Below are 18218 nucleotides of genomic sequence, written 5' to 3' on the forward strand. Positions count from 1 at the left end.
GCGCCCGCTGGTCAGTGGCTGCCCGCCTTCTCCGCTCCGGCGCCGGTCAGGGCACGGACCTGGAGCATGGCGAACTTGTCGAAGTCCTGCTCCTTGGAGCTGAGCGTGCCCAGGACCGCGCACAGCAGGCCGAAGGGCACCGACACCAGCGCCGGGTAGGGCATCGGGAACCAGGCGAAGTCGGCGCCCGGGACGAGCGCGGTCTCCGACCCCGACACCACCGGCGAGAAGAACACCAGGCCGACGGCGGAGACGAGGCCGCCGTAGATGCCGGCCAGGGCGCCCCTGGTGTTGAACCGCTTCCAGAACAGGCTGAGCAGCAGGGTGGGCAGGTTGGCCGAGGCGGCGATCGCGAAGGCCAGCGAGACCAGGAAGGCCACGTTGAGGTTCTGCGCGAACACGGCCAGGACGATGGCCACGACACCGATGCCCAGGGCGGTGAGCTTGGCGACCCTGACCTCTTCGCTTCCGGTCGCCTTGCCCTTGCGCAGCACCGAGTTGTAGAAGTCGTGCGCCAGGGACGAGGAGGAGGCGATGACCAGCCCCGCCACGGTGGACAGGATGGCCGCGAAGGCCGCCGAGGCGATGAGCGCCAGCAGGACGGAGCCCGCGAACGGTCCGCCGATCTGCTCGCCCACGGTCTGGGCGAGCTGCGGGGCGGCCGTGTTGCCTCCCGGGTTCTGCGCGGTGATGGCCTCGTGGCCGACCAGGGCGGCGGCACCGAAGCCGAGCACCAGCGTCATGAGGTAGAAGACACCGATGAGGCCGATCCCCCAGTTGACCGACTTACGGGCGCTCTGGGAGTCGGGGACCGTGTAGAAGCGGATGAGGATGTGCGGCAGGCCGGCCGTACCCAGGACCAGGGCCATGCCGAGGCTGATGAGGCTCAGCTTGTTCCACATGGTCGCGACGGCGTCGCCGGGCACCTCGACCCCGAACCGCAGCCCGGGCTCCAGGAGCGCCGCGCCGTGCTGGCTGGCGCTGGCCGCGTCGTTCATCAGCGCGCCCAGGTTGAAGCCGTACAGGGACAGCGTGAGCAGGGTCAGCAGGGCCGCGCCGCCCATGAGGATGACGGCCTTGACGATCTGGACCCAGGTGGTGCCCTTCATGCCGCCCAGCGACACGTAGAGCGTCATCAGCAGGCCGACGACCACGATGCCGACGATCTTGGCGACGTCGGCGCTCATGCCCAGGAAGGTCTGCCCCTCCTGGATGCCCAGCAGCAGGGCGATGAGCGCGCCCGCACCGACCATCTGGGCGAGGAGGTAGAAGATCGACACGACGACGGTGGACACCGCCGCGGCCGTACGGACGGGGCGCTGCTGCATGCGGTAGGACAGCACGTCGCCCATGGTGTAGCGGCCGGAGTTGCGCAGGAGTTCGGCCACGAGCAGGAGGGCGACCAACCACGCCACCAGGAAGCCGATGGAGTAGAGGAAGCCGTCGTAGCCGAACAGCGCGATCATGCCGGCGATGCCGAGGAAGGAGGCGGCCGACATGTAGTCGCTGCCGATCGCCAGGCCGTTCTGGAGGGGGGAGAAGCCGCGTCCGCCCGAGTGGAAGTCGGTGGCGTTGCGGGTGTTGCGGTTGGCCCAGATCGTGATGCCGATCGTGGCCGCGACCATGAGGCCGAAGAGGACCAGGGTGACGAGGCGGGTGCTCTCGCTCGTCGCTTCCGCCGCGAGCATCATCGGGTGGCCTCCTCACTGCTGCGGACGAGTTCGTCGTGCAGCTCGGTGGCCTGGGGGTCGAGCTTGCCGCGGGCATAGGACGTGTAGGCGACGGCGATGCCGAAGGTGGAGGCGAACTGGAGCAGGCCGAACACCAGCGCGAAGTTCACGTTGCCGAAGAGCACGGTGCCCATGAGGTCGCGTGCGAAGGCCGACATGAGCACGTAGAGGAAGAACCATGCCAGGAAGGCCACGCTCATGGGGAAGACGAAACGGTACAGTCGGCGCTTGAGCTCGTTGAAGCGCGGATCGCTGTGCATGGCGATCAGCGCCTCCTCGGAGATGCCGCCGTTCGTCGGCGGACTGCCCGTCTGCTTCTCTTCTGCCATGTGTCCTCCTCAGGGGGATGAGCGGTTCCCGCCGGTTTCGTGGTGATTGCGGCGGTGTGACCTGCGTTACTGGGCACTGTAAGGAGGGACACGCTGGGGGAGGAGGTGCTGTGGCTCCGTGAGCGCCGAACGCGGGGGTGGAGCGTCGAGTGGTCGCCCAGTGTGCGGCGAACGGTCGGATGGAGCGGTGAACGGTCGTCGAGCGGCCCCTGGGGCGGAGTGCGGCCGGTGGAGTGCGCCGCCCCAGGGCCGGGATCAATCGACCCAGGTGCGGACGATGTCGGCGCCGGCGCCGCCGGGGCCGGCGAAGTACTCGCTCTCGGTGTAGGTCGCCGATCCGTCCTCGTCGACGGTGCTCCGAACGAGGGTGAGGCGGGCACCGTCGCCGCCGATGCGGAGGGTGCGGTGTTCGTAGCCGAGCTCGAACTCGGTGTGCCCGGGGCGTCCGCCGACCGCGATGGCGGTGCCGTCGTCGGCGGCGGCAGCGGTGGCCGTCCCGGTGACGACGGCCGCGGCGGCGAGGGGGAGCAGGGCCAGGCCGAAGGCGCGCGGCGCGCTGCGGGTGCGGCCGGTCCGGGCGGCGGTGCGTTGCGGCGGTGCGTTGTGGTCCACGGTCAATGGGCGTCCTTCCCTCGGGGCGGCGCGTGAGCGGGGAGGCCCGGCCCGCGCGGGCCGGGCCTCCCCGGGTGTGCGTGCGTTGGCGCGTGTTCCTCTCGCGAGGGCGGCTCCGGGCCCGAGGCCCGTCGCCACAGTGGGAGCCTGTCCTATGCGTGTCGGAGGCGCGGTCAATGACACGCGCTTTCCTCACATTCCGTGACGGTGTGGAGATCCTCGGTGGTATCTGTCGCCGCCGTGGCCGACCGAGCTGGCGTAGTAGCTGCCGTAGCCGTAGCCGTGGTGGCGGAAGCAGTCGTGCCCGTGACGGGTCCTGGGGTAGCCGCCGGAGGACGGCGCGGTGTCGGCCATCGTGGTGGACGGCACGCCGAACGCCAGCGCCGGGGCCGCGAATCCTGCGAACAGGGCTCGCGCGATGTGTCTCCTGTCCATGGGATCCCCCGGTGCGCCGGGGCCCGCGCTCGGCGTGTCCGTCCGTCCGCGTTCCGCCCGTCCGGTCGACGGGGGCCCCTTGTACCCATGAACCCTGCCGAGGATCCGGGCGGCGCGGTGGGACGCCACGCGATGGCGACATCTCCACGTAAGCACACCAGGTGATGATTCGTACGCTTTGTGCGGTTGTTATGACTCTTTCTTTAGGGTTTCAACTTCTTAGTGGAGTGATGCCCGATGTGTACTTCCTATGACAAGGACTGTCATTGATATGACATTCGGCTCGCCATGTCGTGCCGGTCCCCGTGGGTGCGGTCTAGATTGCGAGTTGTTCGGGCGCTACCGGTCCTTGCGGACTCATGGTGTTAAGCGCCTGGAACCGTATACAACTCATCATTTCGGAGATACAGATGACCTACAGGCAGGGCGACCGCGTCCAGTTCCGCAGCAGCCGCCACAACGACCAGATCCGCACCGGCCAGGTGCACGAGGTCCAGGGCAAGGGCCAGAACGCCCGTCTCACGATCACCGACGACGAGGACCAGCAGTCGGTCCGCGTCGAGGCGAACCAGATCGAGGGCAAGCTCTAACCTGGATCTCCTGGGTTCTCTGGGGCGCTCGGCCGTCAGGGCCGGGTGCCCCTCTCGTGTGCCTCTTCTCCCCGGCCCGTCCGTCTCCGTCGGCGGCCCGTTAGCAAGCACCGGATTATGGTGCGTTTCCGGACGTGTTCCTCGGTAAAGGAATATTTTCGTTGTCTCTCGGTTCGGAGCGATGTGCCGTCCGGGACCGTTACGCTCCGTCGTGTTGTAATCGCGGACAAGAGGAAGGCTGGCGTTCGTGTGGGGAGAGGCGGCTGCGGCCGCCCGGACATGTACCGGTTCCACCACCGTGTACCGCTGTTGCGGTCCGCGGTGCACGCGGCGCGCCCTCCCTTCTGCCTGTGGCTGTGCGGCCACACGTATCCACCGTCCACGTCGCCGGTCAGGCGAGCACGAGTTCGGGTGAGGGACCGTTGAACAACATGCAGGCGCCCAGTGTGGGACGTGCGGAGGGCTACCGAGTCCCTGCACCGAGGACGACAGAGGAGACGGTCGACGCGGAGCGGCTCCACCAGGCCGAGTGGGTCGTCTCGTGTTTGGAGGGCCGCTCCGCGGCCCGGCCCGGGCGCGGAGCGGTCGTGGCCCTGGCCTCCAGGCTGAGGACCCGTCTGCTCCGCCGCGGTGAGCTGGCCTTCCGTGAGGGGGACAGCGAGGCGGGGGTGTGGATCGTCCGGGCCGGGCGGCTCGAACTGGCCGTCAAGGGGCGCCAGCGTCCGCTGATCGTGCAGATCATGCGCTCGGGAGGGATCGACGGCGACATACAGAAGCTGCTGGGCATGCCGTTCCCGTACCGTGCGCGGGCCCTGGAGGAGACCGAGTGCCTGACCCTGGCACCCCGGGACTTCGAGGAACTGCTGGCAGAGCACCCCCAGATCGCCCGGATGTGGATGTCTACCATGGCGGAGCGGCTGTCCTACTCCCACGACCGGATCGTGGGGATGCTCGGGCGCACGCTCACACAGCAGAGTTCCCGCCTGCTGCTGGACGAGGCCGCCTCGGGGGTGGTCGACGTGCCCCAGCAGAAACTGTCGGAGATGCTCGGTGTCTGCCGTCCGTCGCTGAACAAGGTGCTCAAGGAACTGGAGGGGCAGGGCCTCATCCGTCTCCGCTACGGGGCCGTGGACATCCTCGACCCCTACGGGCTGGCCCAGCGGGCGGACTGAGACACGGAGGAAGAAGAAGGGGCGGGGGCCCTTTCGGGCCCCCGCCCCCGTGTTCTCCGATGTCCGCAGTGCTACTCGGCGGCCTCGGAGGAGGCGGCCTCGCGGCGACGGCGGGTCATGTACATGACCACACCGCCGGTCAGGGCGATGGCACCGCCGATCAGGGCGAGGTCCTCGGACGGGCCGGTCGTGGCGAGCACCTCGGGGGCACCGCCCACAACGGCGGCGCCACCCTCCTCGGCAACGGGGCAGGGGCCCTCGAAGGCGCCGCCCGGGCCCGCCCCGTCGCAGACCTCGTGGAACTCGGCGCCGTCGGCCTCGCTGTGGATGCCGGCACCGTCGTTGCCGTGGTGGTCGTCGCGGCCACCGCGGTTGGTGTCCTCGGCAGCCTGCTCGGCGTTGTCGTCGACGGTGTCGGCGGTGGCCACACCCGCCACCGACAGGGAGCCGCCGATGAGGGCGGCCATCGCGACCCCGGGCCAGAACTTCTTGTTCAGGACGGTGCGTCGAACGAGTTCAGACATTTGCACTCCTATGCATCGGATGCAGGTAGTCGCAGTTTTTCGTGGATTCGTCGGCTATCAGAACACCGGCACGCTGCTTCAACGGGGGAAATGTGTCGTACTTACGACAGTTCCGTTGTCTTTTGCTCGGGCGGGAGAATGGCGGGATCCCTCGTGGTGGTGCTCCGAGGGCCCCATGGGGGCGAGAATGGTTTTGATGCTGCTTCGGCAACTGCTCTCATGTATGGGGCAAAATGAAGGAAATACTGTCGCTTCGATCACAGATAAGCCTGTGCGTCTGATTTCATGTGGTTATGTGGAGCCCGTTGCCGCTGAGCAGCCGGGTATTCCCGGATCTGCGCATCGGTGACCCGGGTTCCTTCCGAGGACTTCTGGAGGGGAAGACCCGGGGCGGGAACCGCCGGGCACACCGGAACCGGTGCGCCGGGTGGAACCGGCCAAGGGCTCGGACCGGGCCTCGGCCCGTCCGTTGAGCTAGGAGGTATTCCATGAAGTCGAAGACGATCGCCCGTGTCCTGGTCGCCGGTGTCGCGGCCCCGATGCTCGCTCTGGGTCTGCCGTCCGTCGCCATGGCCGACAGTTTCTGGCACGGTCACAGCTCGTTCGCCGGACCCAAGGGAGCGATGTCCCAGAGCATCACCGCCTTCGCAGGCAACGGCTACGGCTACGGATACGGCGGCGGTTACGGCGGTTACGGCGGCGGTGGCGGGTCGTTCTACAAGGCGAACGCCTCGTTCGCCGGCCCGCACGGCGCCGGGTCGCAGAACATCTTCAGCTTCGCCAACTAGTTGCCCGACAAGAGAGGCGGTGACGGCCTCGCCGGGACGGAACACCGGAGACGGTGGTTTTCCGCTCGGCCCTGCGAGGCCGGTCCGATCACCGCGAAGGGGGGTCCCGCCCACGTGCGGGACCCCCGCTCACGCGTTTCCCGCGGGGCGCACCCCGGGGAGCGGCGGGCGTGGACGGAGGACGGACATGGACGTGAGGGCGACACCGGTGACCACGGGCCGGTTCAACGGCGCCGACACCGGCGATCCGCTGATCCAGCAGGCCGCGTGGGTGGCCCGCTCCGTCGGCCGGGGCTCGGCGGCGCCGCTGACCCCCCGCGACCTCTCCGCGCTCGCCGCGTACCTGCACCGGCAGACCCTGAGCAGGGGCGCCGTGGCCTTCCGCGAGGGCGACCCCGCCTCACGGGTGTGGATCGTCCGCTCCGGCCACATCGAACTCTCGGTCGGCTCGGGGGACGAGCACACCGTCGTCGAGATCAGACACGCCGGAGACGTCGACGGCGACATCCAGTTCCTGCTGGACAAGCCCCTGCCCTACACGGCACGCGCCGCCGACGAGGTCGAACTCCTCTACCTCCGGGCCGCGGACTTCGAACGCCTCATGTCCGAGCACCGCGCACTGGCCCGCAGGTGGCTCGCCAGCATCGCCGGCCGCCTCGACGCCAGCCAGATGCGGATCATGGACCTCCTGGGCAAGTCGCTGACCGAGCAGACCGCGCAACTGCTGCTGGACGAGGCCTCCAGCGAGGTGGTCCCGCTGCCACAGCGGACCCTCGCGGCGATGCTCGGGGTGCGCAGGCCCTCCCTCAACCGCGTCCTGAAGAGGCTGGAACGGGAACGGCTCATCGAGATGCGCTACGCCGCGATCGAGATCCTGGACCCCGACGGCCTCGCCAAGAAGGCGCGCGGTGACGCAGGACACTGATTCGGTCATCTAGGAGACAGTTGGACTGCGTTTCGGCCGTGAGGGTGCTTGATTGGTTAGTGGTTGCGGATACAACCATTCTCCGTTGCAAAGGAGTAGACCATGGCCAAGCGCAGCGCACGCCGTCTGGCGGCCGCGGTCCTCGCCGCTCCCGTTCTGGCTCTGGCAGCACCCGCCGCGGCCTCCGCGGACGCGTACTGGTCGTCCCACGGATCCTTCGTCGGGTACGGCGGAGCGTCCAGCTACCACGTGAAGAGCTTCGCCGGCAGTGGCTACGGCTACGGCTACGGCGGTGGCTACTGGAGCGGCGGATCGTTCTACAAGGCCAGCGGCAGCTTCGCCGGACCCTACGGAGCGTCGTCCTACAACGTGTTCAGCGGCGCCTACTAGCCCGGCGGCTCCCGAAAGCCGCCAGCGACGCGGGCCCGACCCCGGCCGGGGTCGGGCCCGTTCGCAAGCGGTTCGTTACCGGCCCAGGGCTTCACGGTCCCCGGTGCCCGGCGCAGCGCCGGCGCGTTCCTCCAGCAGCACCCGGTCCTGCCCCGTGTAGACGTTCATCGAGGAGCCGCGGAGGAAGCCGACGAGGGTCATCCCCGCTTCGGCGGCCAGGTCGACGGCCAGGGACGAGGGCGCCGAGACGGCGGCCAGGGCTGGCACGCCGGCCATCCACGCCTTCTGCACGAGCTCGAACGAGGCGCGTCCGGAGACTACGAGGACGGTCTCCCTCAGCGGCAGGCGGCCCGAGTTCAGCGCCCAGCCGATCAGTTTGTCCACGGCGTTGTGTCGCCCCACGTCCTCGCGGACCGCGAGCATCTCCCCCTCGCCGTCGAAGAGCCCCGCCGCGTGCAGCCCCCCGGTGCGGTCGAAGAGCCGCTGGTAGGAGCGCAAGCGCTCGGGCAGCAGCCCGAGGGTGTCGGCACCCACGCGCAGGGCGTCGTCGGAGACCAGCCACTGGGCCTGCATGCGCACCGCGTCCAGGCTGGCCCTGCCGCACAGACCGCAGGAGGACGTGGTGTAGAAGTTGCGCTCCAGCGAGGTGTCCGGGCGCGGCACGCCCGGGGACAGGGACACGTCGAGCACGTTGTAGGTGTTGGTGCCGTCCTCGGCGGCCCCGGCGCAGTACCGGATGGCCTGGACCTCCGAGCGGGCGGCGACCACGCCCTCACCGACGAGGAACCCCGAGACCAGATCGAAGTCGTGCCCCGGGGTGCGCATGGTGACGGCGAGCGGAGTGCCGTCCACCCTGATCTCCAGGGGCTCCTCGGCGATGAGGGTGTCCACCCGTTCGCTCGCCGCCCCGTCCCTGATCCGCAGGACCTTTCCTCTGACCGTGGACCGTCCCATGCGCCTCGCCCCCCTCGTGATCGGTGATCTCGTCGGCGCTTTCCGCCCGTCCCGTCCCCGCCGCGCCAGGCGCGGCGGGGACGGGCTCAGACCCGTGCGACGCGGTACCTGCTCCCGTCGGCCTCGCGTTCGAGGTAGCCCTCCTCGACCAGGTAGCGGCGCATCGCGGAAGGATCGTCGAAGCAGGTGAGGATCGCGGAGTTCACCTGCTTCTCCGTGTACTCCTCTTCGGGGGAGAAGAGGCGGTCGGCCACACGCCGGAGGGTGGCCCGGCGCAGGGCCCGCTTGGCGGGGAGTTCCCGCAGGCGGCCCTCGTGGAACAGCGTGTCGACCGGTGTGGCCTCCACGGGTCGACGGCCCTCCACGGCCTCCTGGAACACGCCGGTGTCGGCCACGACCCGCTCGTTCCTCTCCTGCAGGAGGCCGTCGCGGAGTAGGCGTGACAGCCGTTTGGCCGCCTGGGGGCCGCCGGCTCGCAGGTCCTCCGAGGCGAGCCCCTCCGGTCCCGCGCAGACCACGCGGGCGAACAGGTTCAGCCGTTCGGGGTCGGCGAGTGAAGAGGCGATCTGGGTGGGGTGCGGCACAGGGCCCTCCGGGTCGAGCGTGAAACGTTCCGCCTGGGAAGCGTAGAAGGTCTGCGCGGCCACGACCAGTACTTTTGGTGCTTTCTTACTATTTTGCAGCGATTTCATGGCTCCGTGTCGGCGCCTCGCGACCCGTGGTCACAGCCCGGCCAGATAGCCCTCCACGACCTGGGCCACGCCGTCCTCCTGGTGCGAGGGCGCCACGCGCAGACCGAGCGCCGGGTCGAGCAGATCCGGGTGGCCGTTGGCCATCGCGTACCCGTGCCCGGCCCACGCCAGCGCCGGCAGGTCCGCTGGCATGTCACCGAAGTAGGCGACCTCGTCGGCGGGAACCCCCCACCGTTCGCACAGCTCGGCCAGCGCACGCCCCTTGTTCACCCCAGGAGCGCTCAGCTCCAGCATGCGGTTGCCGCCCGAGTAGGAGATCTCCGCGAGCGGGCCGACGGCCGCCGCTGCGGCGGGCCGCAGTACGTGCAGCGGGGTGGCCGCCGAACGTGTGATCAGCTTGCCGATCGGCGCCGCCCGCTCCAGGAGTTCGTCGACCGACCGGACCGCCGTGAGCCACGGCGCGCCCGGATCCCCAGCCCACGAGCTCAGTTCGAACCCGGGCTCGTGCAAGAAGCCCTCACCCGTCTCGATCCCGAACCCCAGGTCCGGCACGGCCGCGGCCAGCTTCTCGATGACGGTCCGGGCGGTTCCCGGATCCAGGGCCTGGACGAGCGGGTCCGAGCCGTCGGGCAGATGGACGAAGGCACCGTTGGCGCACACGCGCGCGGCCCAGGTGAAGCGGTCGGAGACCATCGTGGTGGCCAGCGGCGGCCGGGCGGTCACGATGACCACCCTCAGGCCGGCGCCCTCGGCGGCGGCCAGGGCGTCCAGGGTACGGGGGGAGAGGGAACCGTCGAATCGGAGGAGCGTGCCGTCGAGATCGGTCGCGATGACCCGGGGAGAGACCATGATCGGATTATCCTGGTCGGTGCCGACCATCGCGAGCATCTCCCGTGGCCACAACCGGCAACACCCCGCGCCCGGCGGTCACGACACCCCGAACGGCGCCCGGTGGGCAGCGAGCCCCGCGGCGCGGCCGCCTTCGGCGGCCACCGACTCCAGGCCGGAGCGCATCGTCGGACACTCCAGAACGTCCTCCGAACCGCAGTCGGCCGCACAGGCCATCATGTCGCGGGTGGCCCGCAACCGCGCGATCCGATCGTCCAGCTCCGCCAGGTGCTCGCGCATCAGGCCGCGCCGTGCCGGACCGTCGGGGGCCTCGACCAGCGCCCTGATCTGCTCCAGGCTGAACCCCGCCGCCTGGGCCTGGAGGATCAGCGCCACGCGCAGGCGGTGCTCACGGGTGTACCGGCGCCGGTCGCCCACCCGTCGGGCCGGGCGGAGCACCCCCGCCGCCTCCCAGTGCCGCAGTACGTGCGTCGCCAGACCGAAGCCGGCCGCCAGGTCTCCGATGGACAGTTCTTCCCCGCTTGACTTCATGTCGACATGAACTCGCACACTGGCGACGCAGTCAAGGGCCGAAGGCCGGCGCAGACAGGGGGAGTTCGTGGTGGACGAGAGAACACAGGCGATGCGTGAGCGGTGGACCCGCCAGGCAGACGGGTACGACCGCGGTGCCAGGGCACAGAGACTGCTGCTCGGCGGGCTCCGGAAGCGCCTGTGCGGCCCGGCGCGCGGGCGGATCCTGGAGGTCGCGGTGGGCACCGGCCAGAACCTGGAGTACTACGCCGACGGAGCGGACGTCACCGGGGTGGACCTCACCCCGGCCATGCTGGACCGGGCCAGGGAGCGCGCCGCCGCGCTCGGCCTCCGGACGCGCCTGGTCGAGGGCGACGCCCAGCACCTGCCGTTCGGTGACGGGGAGTTCGACACCGTGGTGTGCGGGCTGGCGCTGTGCACCATCCCCGACCAGCGCCGGGCCCTCGACGAGATGCGGCGGGTCCTCATGCCCGGCGGCTCCCTGCGGCTGGCCGACCACGTCGAGTACACCAGGTGGCCGCTCCGGGGCAGGGAGGCCCGTAAGGAACGGCCGCGCCGCAGGCCGGTCGAGGTCGCCGCCGAGGCCGGGTTCACCGTCGACCGTGTGCGCAGATCGGCGTTCGGACTCCTGGACGAGGTGACCGCACACCGACCGTGACACACCCCCGGAGCGGTGCGGCCCGAGGGCGAAGTACCGAAACACCGCCCCGGAAGCGCGACTGTTCGCGTGCGTGGTGTGACAGTTGGTGCATGGCTAGGCACAGCGAACTGCGCGACTTCTGGGAACGCCGCCTCGAAGGCGACTGGACCGAGAGCGGGGTCGGGTACCGGGCGCTCGGGCGCCCCTTCAACCGGTGGATGTACCGGGTGCGGGAGGAGGTCTTCCTCCGCGAGGCCGCCCGCCTGGCCCCGCGCGGCCACAGCGTCCTGGACGTCGGCAGCGGCACCGGTTTCTACATCCGGCTGTGGGAGCGCCTCGGCGCGGGCGACATCACCGGGTGCGACATGACCGACGCGGCGGTGGCGCGGCTGCGCGGACGCTTCCCCGACCACCGGTTCGTCCGCCAGGACGTGTCCGACCTGGACGCCTTCGACACAGACGCCTTCGACACGGCCTCGTGCATGGACGTGCTCTTCCACATCACCGACGACGACCGCTACGCGCGGGCCTTCCGAGAACTGGCCCGGGTGCTGCGTCCCGGCGGATACCTGGTGGTCTCGGAGAACTGCCTGCAACGCCCTGAACAGCGCGGCGAGCACCAGGTCAACCGGACCCTGGAGTGGATCGGCGCTACCGCGGACAAGGCCGGGTTCGACCTGGTCCGCAGGGTGCCCCTGCTCGTCCTCATGAACGCGCAGGTCGACTCCCCCCTGCTCTGGCGCAAGCTGTGGGGCGGGATGCTGCGGGCGGCGACCATCACCGCACCCACCGGCTGGCTGGCGGGCGCCGCCCTGTACCCGTTCGAGCGGAGCATGGTCCGCACCCGGCGGGAGAGCCCCACCACGGAACTGGTGGTCTTCCGCATGCGCGACTGAGCGCCGACACGGGCCCGGAACACCGCGCGGCGGTGCTCAACGGGATACGTTGGAAGTCCACTTCGTGTCGAAATACCGGCGTTCGGGGCGCTCCCCGTGCCGGTCAGCGTCCGTTCGGGAGGCGACAGTGCGACGCGCCAGGCTCGTGTCCGTGCTCAAATGGGGGGTCGCGGGACTGCTCACGGCCCAGGTGGGCGTCGCCGCGACGGTCATCGGGGTCGACCACTGGCGCAAACAGGCGCGCTCACGCCGCATCGGCTTTCCCCGTACGCCCCCTGCGGAACTGGCCGTGGGAGAGACCGCCATCACCGTGTACACCTACGGTGAGGACGTCTACAAGGACATGCTCGCCGCCATCCGCGGGGCGCGGCGCCGGATCCTGTTCGAGTCGTTCATCGTCAAGGACGACCGGGTGGGCGGAGAGTTCAAGCAGGCGCTCATCGAAGCCGCCGACCGGGGCGTGGAGGTCTGTGTCATCTACGACGGGTTCGCCAACCTCGTCGTCCCCCAGTCCTTCTTCGACTTCCCGCCGAACGTGCGGGTGCTGCGGTACCCGGCGTTCCGGCCCGGGATCCTGCTGCTCAACGTGCGCAAGTCCGGCCGCGACCACCGCAAGATCCTCACGGTGGACGGGGAGACCGGCTTCGTGGGCGGGTATAACGTGGGGTCGCTGTACGCCACGGAGTGGCGGGACACCCACATGCGGATGATCGGCCCGGCCACGTGGGAGCTGGAGAACGCCTTCGTCGACTTCTGGAACACCAACCGGCGCGAGGGCCAGCCTGCCCTGGACCACATCGGCGACACCGGTTGGGACTCCCGCATGCGGGTGCAGCGCAACGTGCCCGAACAGCTCATCTACCCCATCCGGGCGATGCTGTTGGAGGCCATTGACCGCTCCAACGAACGGGTGCTCTTCACCCAGGCCTACTTCATACCCGACCGCGAACTGCTGCACGCCCTCACCCAGGCCGCCGCGCGCGGCGTGGACGTCAACGTGCTCGTCCCCGACCGCTCCAACCACGTCATCGCCGACTGGCTGGCCCGGGGGCAGTACACGGCGCTCCTGCGGGGCGGCGTGCGGCTGTGGCTGTACGAGAACGCCATGGTGCACGCCAAGACGGCGACCGTGGACGGCAAGTGGAGCACCATCGGCACGGCCAACGTGGACCGCCTGAGCATGACCGGCAACTACGAGATCAACGTCGAGATCTTCGACGAGGGCGTGGCCGGGCACCTGGAGGAGGTCTTCGCCAACGACCTCGCCAACGCCCGCGAACTCACCATGGCGGAATGGTGCGGCCGGCCGGTGGCCGCCAAGTTCGGTGAACTCGTCCTCGCCCCCTGGCGGCCGTTCCTCTGAACCCGGTCAGGGCTTCAGACGTTGGGGGAACAGGGGATCGCGCTCAGCGCGGCGGGGCCGGGGACCGCCCCAGTGCTGGGGACCCGGGTGGGGCGTGCGGTGCAGTGCTCCGGAGATCGCCGACGGGGACGCGCCGCGCTGCCGGCCACGGGGGCGCGACGGTTCGCCGTCGTCGGACCGTTCCGCTTCCCCCATGGTGCGCCCCCCTGCGTCGGACGGCCGGTCTGGGGCCGGCCGTGTTCGCCCTCGCCAGCCATGATCGGGCAGTTACCGTCCGCTGTCATGGCGACACGGTGGGGGTGCGCGGTTTCTCAGGTGGTGGAGGCGACCAGGCGGGACTCCTCGTCCAGCCACACCAGTTGGAGTTCGGAGGAGACGGTGAGACCGAACCTGGTGTGTGCGGGCCGACCGGCCTCCGTCCACCAGCGGTACGCCGCCTCCAGCTCGGTGAACAGTTCACGCGGTCCGTACTGGCGGACCTCGTGTCCGCCGGAGTCCCGTTCGGGGTCGACACGCCAGGAGGCCCGGGAGGAGGTGCGCGGGTCGGCCAGGTGCACGGTGAACCCGGGGCCGTCGTCGGGCAGCACCCGGACGGTGACGCCGGGCAGGTGCAGGCCGATCGCGAAGGAGGCGTCGAAGTCGTCGACGGGTTCGTTCGGCCGCAGATCGGTACGGGTGACCGAGAACCCCCCGGACCCGGGGAAGCGGGGGTGGTCCTGCGCGGCGGGGGCCGTGACCTCCGGCCACGGCCGGCAGAAGGGGCCGCTGATGAAGCGGCCCGAGGCGGTGCCGCTTGGGCCGACCCGCAGATCCGCCAGGACACCGTCGCGGTAGGAGGTGCCCCACGGGGTGAGGATACGGCCGCAGGGCTCGGTCTGGGCCACCCAGTGGTAGGGGACGCGCTGCACGGACACGGTGCTGATGACCCGGTCGTAGGGTCCCCGCGCGGGCCAGCCCTGGAGGCCGTCGCCGGTCACGACGAGCGGGGTGAAGCCGGTGCCGATCAGGTTGACCCGGGCCTGTTCGGCGCGGACCGGGTCGGCCTCGACGGTGATGACCTGCTCATCGCCCAGGCGGTGCGCGAGCAGCGCGCTGCCGTAGCCAGTGTCGCTGCCCACGGACAGGACCCGCATACCTGGGGACACGTCCAGGTGGGCGAGCATCCGTGCGACGGTCGACGGGCTGGACGCCGGATCGGCGGGGCCCCCGTCCGGGCGGACGAGGAGGTCCTCGTCGGAGTAGGCGAGGGCGAGCCACCGGCCCTCGTCGGTGCGCCGGTCGACGACCGTGCCGTTCGGCGCGGTGATCCGGTCGGTGAGGAAGCGGTGGCGCTCCACGCGCTCGAAGGCGGGACGCCAGCGCGGACGCAGGTCCCCGGCCTGTTCGAGGCGTGAGATCAGTTTCTCGTGTGGAGGGAGCACGTACCGCCCTTTCGTGCTGGCCGCTGGCGGTCCGTGGGGACCGGGGAGGTGCAGCGGTCGGCCGGATGGGGTTCGTCGGGTGAGTCACAGGGGGAAACCACAGTGTCGCAGGACCGGTGACCGCCGTGTTGTGCGGCTCGTGACTTCGCGGTGTCCGCCCGGTTCACACAGCGCGGCCACGGTGGGATGCGTGCCCTGTGGCAAGCTGCGCGAGGAGAGTGGGTGGAGAGCCGGGGGGATCCCGTGCGGTGCCGCGGCCTGCGGCTCCGGTCACGGTCCGGCCGGACTCACCCGCACCGAAACGGAGTCCGCCCGTCGGACCGGGGGACACGGCCCACCGCCCGTATCGCGTACGGAAGTGGTTCCGTGCACACCGTATCGCGTTCCCTGGGGGGTGCGGAGTCTGTGCCGGCTTCGCCGAATCTGTCGGAATCCCTATCCTGGCCGGAGCGGAGACACCGCAGCCGGTATCAGAGCCGGTCCGGATCGACCGCCTCCACGCGTCGGCGGGAGCCGTCCGCCTCTTCCAGCTGCACCCGCTGCCCGGCCCGGTCCACATCGAGCCCGAACCGGGTGTGGGGCGGCTTTCCGCTCCCCAGACACCACCGGTACGCGGCCTCGACCTCGTCGAAGAGGTGGCGCTGCCCGTGCTGACGCACCCGGTGATTGCTGCCCCAGGGCTCGACGCGCCACGATGCCCATGGCCCCTGGTAGGGGTCCATCAGATAGACGGTGTAGGCCGCGCTGCGCGTGTCGTGGCCATCGAATCTGCCGCCGGGTACCGTCTGCTCCACCCAGGCGTAGGGCACGTGTTGGACGGCGGCAGTGGCGAGCACCCGGTCATACGGCGCGCCTTGGGGGGTGTCCGTGTGTGCCGTCGCCCGTGATCACGCTGACCAGGTGTCCCGCCGTTTTGAGTGAGGTCTGGGCCTGATCGGCGACGGAGGGGTCTACTTCCACACTGACCACGCGGCCTGGGCCGGTCCGAGCGGCCGGGAGCGCGGCGTTGTACCCCGTGCCGGTCCCGATCTCCAGCACCCGCGCCCCCGGTACCGGGTCAAGGGCCTCCAGCATCATCGCGACCGTGGTGGGCATGGACGCGGAGGAGGAGCTGTATCCGGCCCCGGTGCCCTCCCCGTCGTCGAACTGGGTGATGAGCGGCTGATCGGCGTAGTACGCCCTGAGCCAGTCGTCGGGGTCGTCCACAGGCCGGAGCGGGGGTCCGAGGTATCGATCCAGATCGTGTCCGGGATGAACCGGTGGCGCTCCACGCCGGCGAAGGTGGCCCGACAAGCGGGGGAGAGATGGCCTTTGGCCACCAGGTCCTCCGCGAGGCGGGACCGGAGTTCGACGGCGTCGGTCACTTGTCGTCCCGTTCGTGCTTGCCGCCGTCGCTACCCCCGTCGTTGGGACTGGGTGGGGGGATGGGACCCGGCTATTGGCCGTCCGAGTCTTTCTTCTCTTCGTACTTGCCCACGTAACCGCCTTGAGCCGGGGAAGAACCGCCTCTGGCAAAGGTAACTCTGCGATTGCTCTCTGTCGGCAGGAGTGGTCGGAGTCGGTCACCGTGTGGCTGTGGAACATCGTGGACCCGTGTTCGGTCCATCCCCGCGTGCGCGGGGCTCACCCGGGTACCGGGGCGTCGCTGCTGACGGTCACGGGTCCATCCCCGCGTGCGCGGGGCTCACCCTAAATGACCTGGGATAACGTAGCGCTTTATCTTCTTGTGGTATCCGCTGCGTGGCCTGCCCACAACCGTATCGCCCTGAGTACACATACGCAGCCCTGCGGGCCCGCCGTCTGGTCGGTGGAACGGTCTGGAGATAGACTCGGTGCGGGATGCTTCAGGTAAAGCACGGCACGGCCCCCGACCGTTGGTCGGGGGCCTTGTCGTTCCCGCTACAGGTCCAGGGCGCTCGCTGTGGACAGCAGCGCCGCCCACTCCGAACCGGGGAACTCCAGGTGCCCCAGCCCACGGTTCTGGGTGTCACGTACAGCCGAGCCACCGGGGAAACCGGCGACCTCCACGCAGTTCTCGGTGCGGGCTCCGCTGTAGCTGCTCTTACGGAAGTTCAGTTCGTGGGATTTCATGGTGGTCCTTAGTCGATCAGGCGTTTCAGGAATGCGGTCGACTCCTGAACGCCCAGAGCGGATGCGCTCACATGCTGGTACACGAGGTCGAATGCTTCGGTGTCCTCACCATCATCGTGCACCCGCTCCCGAACCGCGTTCTCGGTGTACACCAGGCCGGAGTCCTCGGCGAAGTCCAGGATCGTGAAACCCCCAGCTACTGCGGCGTGGAGCCCTGCGCTGTCCGGCAGGATTTGGATGCGCAGGTCTGAGCGCTGGATGCTGATGAGGTGGCGCAGTTGCTGTTCCCGCGTCTCTGTCGGGATTTTGCGCAGGGCGGCCTCGTCGATGATCGCCCAGTACTTCGGTCCGTCGGCCTGTGGGTCCAGGATGCGCTGGCGTAGCATCCTGGCCTCCACCCGGCGGTCGATCTCCTGGGTGTCCACGATGCCACCGCCGATGATCACGGCGCGTGCGTAGACCTGGGTCTGGAGCAGTCCGGGGATCACTGTCAGGGCGACGTCGCGGATGCGTGAGGCTCCGGGTTCCAGGCCGGTCAGTTTGCCCTCGATCACGTCGTCGTAGCTGCGCCACCAGCTTTTCTGTCGAGCCTCCTTGGCGAGGCGCACGTACTCCTCGCGCTCGTCCAAGGTGTGGACGCCGTAGACGTCGAGGAGGAGTTCGACGTCCTCCAGCTTGGGTCGTACCCACTCGTCCCGCTCCAAGCGGGTGATCTTCGAGGCCGACCACTTGGTGGCACCCAGTTCGCGGGCCTTCTCCGTGACCTGGTCGGCGGTCAGCCCTGTCGCCTCTCGGCTCTCGCGCAGCATCCGGGACAGGCGGCGCTTGCTCAGGGGCGGTGATGCCGTCACGTCCGCCTCCTCCATGTCGGCCTGGTGCTTGTGCCTTGATCCTATGAGGGCATCTGGGTTACCGGACATTTCACTCATCACCAATCTTCAAGCAAGGTGCCTACCAAGAATGATCTCACCAAATCAAAAGTTGGTCTTGCATTTTTAGACGTCTGTGGGGACGATGGCAGTACCTGAAGATCCCGCCGGACCTCCCATCCGGCCCTGCCTTGGAGGTGTGCGCTTTGCGCTGCCCGCGACACCACGAACCCCGCCCGGCGTGGCGGCTCGCGACCGCCGTNCCGCCCCCGCGCCGTCCGCGCCGCGCCCGCCGGGTGCGCTTCTACGCCCACCCGGCGGGCGACCTCGCCCCGCTCGCCCAGGTGATCGCCCGCCTGCTCACCCTCCGGGGGGCGGCCGCATGATCGACATCACCACCAACGACCTGCTCGCCGC

General features: G+C 69.7%; 23 protein-coding genes. 8 read left to right on the forward strand and 15 right to left on the reverse strand.

Annotation, left to right across the window (positions count from 1 at the left end):
• Positions 1 to 11: 11 nt before the first annotated feature.
• From B042_RS0121395 to B042_RS0121410, 4 genes are all read right to left on the reverse strand, one after another.
• Positions 12 to 1691: a cation acetate symporter gene (locus B042_RS0121395; RefSeq protein ID WP_028650072.1), complete on the reverse strand. Its 1680-nt coding sequence runs from the start codon at positions 1689 to 1691 to the stop codon at positions 12 to 14.
• Positions 1688 to 2059 carry a DUF485 domain-containing protein gene (locus B042_RS0121400; protein WP_028650073.1) on the reverse strand — a complete coding sequence of 124 codons (372 nt, stop codon included), beginning with the start codon at positions 2057 to 2059 and terminating at the stop codon, positions 1688 to 1690. Before B042_RS0121400 ends, B042_RS0121395 begins: the two co-directional genes overlap by 4 nt.
• 255 nt (positions 2060 to 2314) lie before the next feature.
• Positions 2315 to 2677, reverse strand: coding sequence for a hypothetical protein (locus tag B042_RS0121405; RefSeq protein ID WP_028650074.1), 363 nt, complete (start codon positions 2675 to 2677; stop codon positions 2315 to 2317).
• Between the two features lie 186 nt (positions 2678 to 2863).
• Positions 2864 to 3106 (reverse strand): hypothetical protein, encoded by a 243-nt coding sequence (locus tag B042_RS0121410; RefSeq protein ID WP_028650075.1) that lies wholly within the window; start codon positions 3104 to 3106, stop codon positions 2864 to 2866.
• Positions 3107 to 3516: 410 nt separating this feature from the next.
• On the opposite strand from B042_RS0121410, the gene B042_RS0121415 reads away from it, so the two are divergent.
• Both B042_RS0121415 and B042_RS0121420 read left to right on the forward strand, forming a co-directional pair.
• Positions 3517 to 3696 carry a hypothetical protein gene (locus B042_RS0121415; RefSeq protein WP_028650076.1) on the forward strand — a complete coding sequence of 60 codons (180 nt, stop codon included), beginning with the start codon at positions 3517 to 3519 and terminating at the stop codon, positions 3694 to 3696.
• A gap of 431 nt (positions 3697 to 4127) precedes the next feature.
• Positions 4128 to 4868, forward strand: coding sequence for a Crp/Fnr family transcriptional regulator (locus B042_RS0121420; protein ID WP_231494160.1), 741 nt, complete (start codon positions 4128 to 4130; stop codon positions 4866 to 4868).
• 71 nt (positions 4869 to 4939) lie between these two features.
• On the opposite strand, the gene B042_RS0121425 is transcribed toward B042_RS0121420, so the two are convergent.
• Positions 4940 to 5392, reverse strand: a complete 453-nt coding sequence (locus B042_RS0121425) for a hypothetical protein (protein WP_028650078.1) — start codon at positions 5390 to 5392, stop codon at positions 4940 to 4942.
• 488 nt (positions 5393 to 5880) lie between these two features.
• Between B042_RS0121425 and B042_RS0121430 the strand changes: the two genes are divergently transcribed.
• The 3 genes from B042_RS0121430 to B042_RS0121440 all read left to right on the forward strand — a co-directional run bounded on the left by B042_RS0121430 (position 5881) and on the right by B042_RS0121440 (position 7495).
• Complete coding sequence (locus tag B042_RS0121430; RefSeq protein ID WP_028650079.1) at positions 5881 to 6180, forward strand: hypothetical protein; 300 nt, start codon at positions 5881 to 5883, stop codon at positions 6178 to 6180.
• Positions 6181 to 6367: 187 nt separating this feature from the next.
• Positions 6368 to 7105 carry a Crp/Fnr family transcriptional regulator gene (locus B042_RS0121435; protein WP_028650080.1) on the forward strand — a complete coding sequence of 246 codons (738 nt, stop codon included), beginning with the start codon at positions 6368 to 6370 and terminating at the stop codon, positions 7103 to 7105.
• Positions 7106 to 7207: 102 nt separating this feature from the next.
• The gene (locus B042_RS0121440; RefSeq protein ID WP_028650081.1) at positions 7208 to 7495 is read left to right on the forward strand and encodes a hypothetical protein; all 288 of its coding nucleotides are present in this window, start codon (positions 7208 to 7210) and stop codon (positions 7493 to 7495) included.
• Positions 7496 to 7570: 75 nt separating this feature from the next.
• On the opposite strand, the gene fdhD is transcribed toward B042_RS0121440, so the two are convergent.
• The 4 genes from fdhD to B042_RS24170 all read right to left on the reverse strand — a co-directional run bounded on the left by fdhD (position 7571) and on the right by B042_RS24170 (position 10521).
• Positions 7571 to 8449 (reverse strand): formate dehydrogenase accessory sulfurtransferase FdhD, encoded by an 879-nt coding sequence (gene fdhD, locus B042_RS0121445; RefSeq protein ID WP_028650082.1) that lies wholly within the window; start codon positions 8447 to 8449, stop codon positions 7571 to 7573.
• Between the two features lie 86 nt (positions 8450 to 8535).
• Positions 8536 to 9096, reverse strand: a complete 561-nt coding sequence (locus B042_RS0121450; protein ID WP_369797745.1) for a DUF2087 domain-containing protein — start codon at positions 9094 to 9096, stop codon at positions 8536 to 8538.
• A gap of 75 nt (positions 9097 to 9171) precedes the next feature.
• Positions 9172 to 10029 carry an HAD family hydrolase gene (locus B042_RS0121455; protein ID WP_231494161.1) on the reverse strand — a complete coding sequence of 286 codons (858 nt, stop codon included), beginning with the start codon at positions 10027 to 10029 and terminating at the stop codon, positions 9172 to 9174.
• Positions 10030 to 10068: 39 nt separating this feature from the next.
• On the reverse strand, positions 10069 to 10521 hold the full coding sequence (locus B042_RS24170; protein WP_051415879.1) for a MerR family transcriptional regulator: 453 nt from the start codon (positions 10519 to 10521) through the stop codon (positions 10069 to 10071).
• A 70-nt stretch (positions 10522 to 10591) separates the two neighbouring features.
• On the opposite strand from B042_RS24170, the gene B042_RS0121465 reads away from it, so the two are divergent.
• The 3 genes from B042_RS0121465 to B042_RS0121475 all read left to right on the forward strand — a co-directional run bounded on the left by B042_RS0121465 (position 10592) and on the right by B042_RS0121475 (position 13420).
• The gene (locus B042_RS0121465) at positions 10592 to 11179 is read left to right on the forward strand and encodes a class I SAM-dependent methyltransferase (RefSeq protein WP_028650085.1); all 588 of its coding nucleotides are present in this window, start codon (positions 10592 to 10594) and stop codon (positions 11177 to 11179) included.
• 92 nt (positions 11180 to 11271) lie between these two features.
• On the forward strand, positions 11272 to 12057 hold the full coding sequence (locus tag B042_RS0121470; protein WP_028650086.1) for a bifunctional 2-polyprenyl-6-hydroxyphenol methylase/3-demethylubiquinol 3-O-methyltransferase UbiG: 786 nt from the start codon (positions 11272 to 11274) through the stop codon (positions 12055 to 12057).
• Positions 12058 to 12184: 127 nt separating this feature from the next.
• Positions 12185 to 13420: a phosphatidylserine/phosphatidylglycerophosphate/cardiolipin synthase family protein gene (locus tag B042_RS0121475; RefSeq protein ID WP_028650087.1), complete on the forward strand. Its 1236-nt coding sequence runs from the start codon at positions 12185 to 12187 to the stop codon at positions 13418 to 13420.
• Between the two features lie 6 nt (positions 13421 to 13426).
• Here the strand turns inward: B042_RS0121475 and B042_RS26810 are convergent, their stop codons facing one another.
• The 6 genes from B042_RS26810 to B042_RS0121500 form a co-directional block, all read right to left on the reverse strand.
• Positions 13427 to 13615, reverse strand: coding sequence for a hypothetical protein (locus tag B042_RS26810; protein ID WP_081748930.1), 189 nt, complete (start codon positions 13613 to 13615; stop codon positions 13427 to 13429).
• 116 nt (positions 13616 to 13731) lie between these two features.
• On the reverse strand, positions 13732 to 14841 hold the full coding sequence (locus B042_RS0121480; protein WP_028650088.1) for a protein-L-isoaspartate O-methyltransferase: 1110 nt from the start codon (positions 14839 to 14841) through the stop codon (positions 13732 to 13734).
• 470 nt (positions 14842 to 15311) lie between these two features.
• Positions 15312 to 15677 carry a hypothetical protein gene (locus tag B042_RS26815; protein WP_028650089.1) on the reverse strand — a complete coding sequence of 122 codons (366 nt, stop codon included), beginning with the start codon at positions 15675 to 15677 and terminating at the stop codon, positions 15312 to 15314.
• 4 nt (positions 15678 to 15681) lie between these two features.
• Positions 15682 to 16047 (reverse strand): methyltransferase domain-containing protein, encoded by a 366-nt coding sequence (locus B042_RS26820; RefSeq protein WP_028650090.1) that lies wholly within the window; start codon positions 16045 to 16047, stop codon positions 15682 to 15684.
• Between the two features lie 693 nt (positions 16048 to 16740).
• Positions 16741 to 16932, reverse strand: a complete 192-nt coding sequence (locus B042_RS0121495) for a DUF397 domain-containing protein (RefSeq protein WP_028650091.1) — start codon at positions 16930 to 16932, stop codon at positions 16741 to 16743.
• 8 nt (positions 16933 to 16940) lie between these two features.
• Positions 16941 to 17852: a helix-turn-helix transcriptional regulator gene (locus B042_RS0121500; RefSeq protein ID WP_231494162.1), complete on the reverse strand. Its 912-nt coding sequence runs from the start codon at positions 17850 to 17852 to the stop codon at positions 16941 to 16943.
• Positions 17853 to 18218: the final 366 nt, after the last annotated feature.

Source organism: Nocardiopsis sp. CNT312 (assembly GCF_000515115.1).
Taxonomy (GTDB): domain Bacteria; phylum Actinomycetota; class Actinomycetes; order Streptosporangiales; family Streptosporangiaceae; genus Nocardiopsis.

Excerpts from the sequence above, each read along its gene's own strand:
- B042_RS0121395 (WP_028650072.1), bottom strand. The coding sequence starts at position 1,691 with ATGATGCTCGCGGCGGAAGCGACGAGCGAGAGCACCCGCCTCGTCACC.
- B042_RS0121400 (WP_028650073.1), bottom strand. The coding sequence starts at position 2,059 with ATGGCAGAAGAGAAGCAGACGGGCAGTCCGCCGACGAACGGCGGCATC.
- B042_RS0121410 (WP_028650075.1), bottom strand. The coding sequence starts at position 3,106 with ATGGACAGGAGACACATCGCGCGAGCCCTGTTCGCAGGATTCGCGGCC.
- B042_RS0121415 (WP_028650076.1), top strand. The coding sequence starts at position 3,517 with ATGACCTACAGGCAGGGCGACCGCGTCCAGTTCCGCAGCAGCCGCCAC.
- B042_RS0121420 (WP_231494160.1), top strand. The coding sequence starts at position 4,128 with ATGCAGGCGCCCAGTGTGGGACGTGCGGAGGGCTACCGAGTCCCTGCA.
- B042_RS0121425 (WP_028650078.1), bottom strand. The coding sequence starts at position 5,392 with ATGTCTGAACTCGTTCGACGCACCGTCCTGAACAAGAAGTTCTGGCCC.
- B042_RS0121430 (WP_028650079.1), top strand. The coding sequence starts at position 5,881 with ATGAAGTCGAAGACGATCGCCCGTGTCCTGGTCGCCGGTGTCGCGGCC.
- B042_RS0121435 (WP_028650080.1), top strand. The coding sequence starts at position 6,368 with ATGGACGTGAGGGCGACACCGGTGACCACGGGCCGGTTCAACGGCGCC.
- B042_RS0121440 (WP_028650081.1), top strand. The coding sequence starts at position 7,208 with ATGGCCAAGCGCAGCGCACGCCGTCTGGCGGCCGCGGTCCTCGCCGCT.
- fdhD (WP_028650082.1), bottom strand. The coding sequence starts at position 8,449 with ATGGGACGGTCCACGGTCAGAGGAAAGGTCCTGCGGATCAGGGACGGG.
- B042_RS0121455 (WP_231494161.1), bottom strand. The coding sequence starts at position 10,029 with ATGCTCGCGATGGTCGGCACCGACCAGGATAATCCGATCATGGTCTCT.
- B042_RS24170 (WP_051415879.1), bottom strand. The coding sequence starts at position 10,521 with ATGAAGTCAAGCGGGGAAGAACTGTCCATCGGAGACCTGGCGGCCGGC.
- B042_RS0121470 (WP_028650086.1), top strand. The coding sequence starts at position 11,272 with ATGGCTAGGCACAGCGAACTGCGCGACTTCTGGGAACGCCGCCTCGAA.
- B042_RS26810 (WP_081748930.1), bottom strand. The coding sequence starts at position 13,615 with ATGGGGGAAGCGGAACGGTCCGACGACGGCGAACCGTCGCGCCCCCGT.
- B042_RS0121495 (WP_028650091.1), bottom strand. The coding sequence starts at position 16,932 with ATGAAATCCCACGAACTGAACTTCCGTAAGAGCAGCTACAGCGGAGCC.
- B042_RS0121500 (WP_231494162.1), bottom strand. The coding sequence starts at position 17,852 with ATGTCCGGTAACCCAGATGCCCTCATAGGATCAAGGCACAAGCACCAG.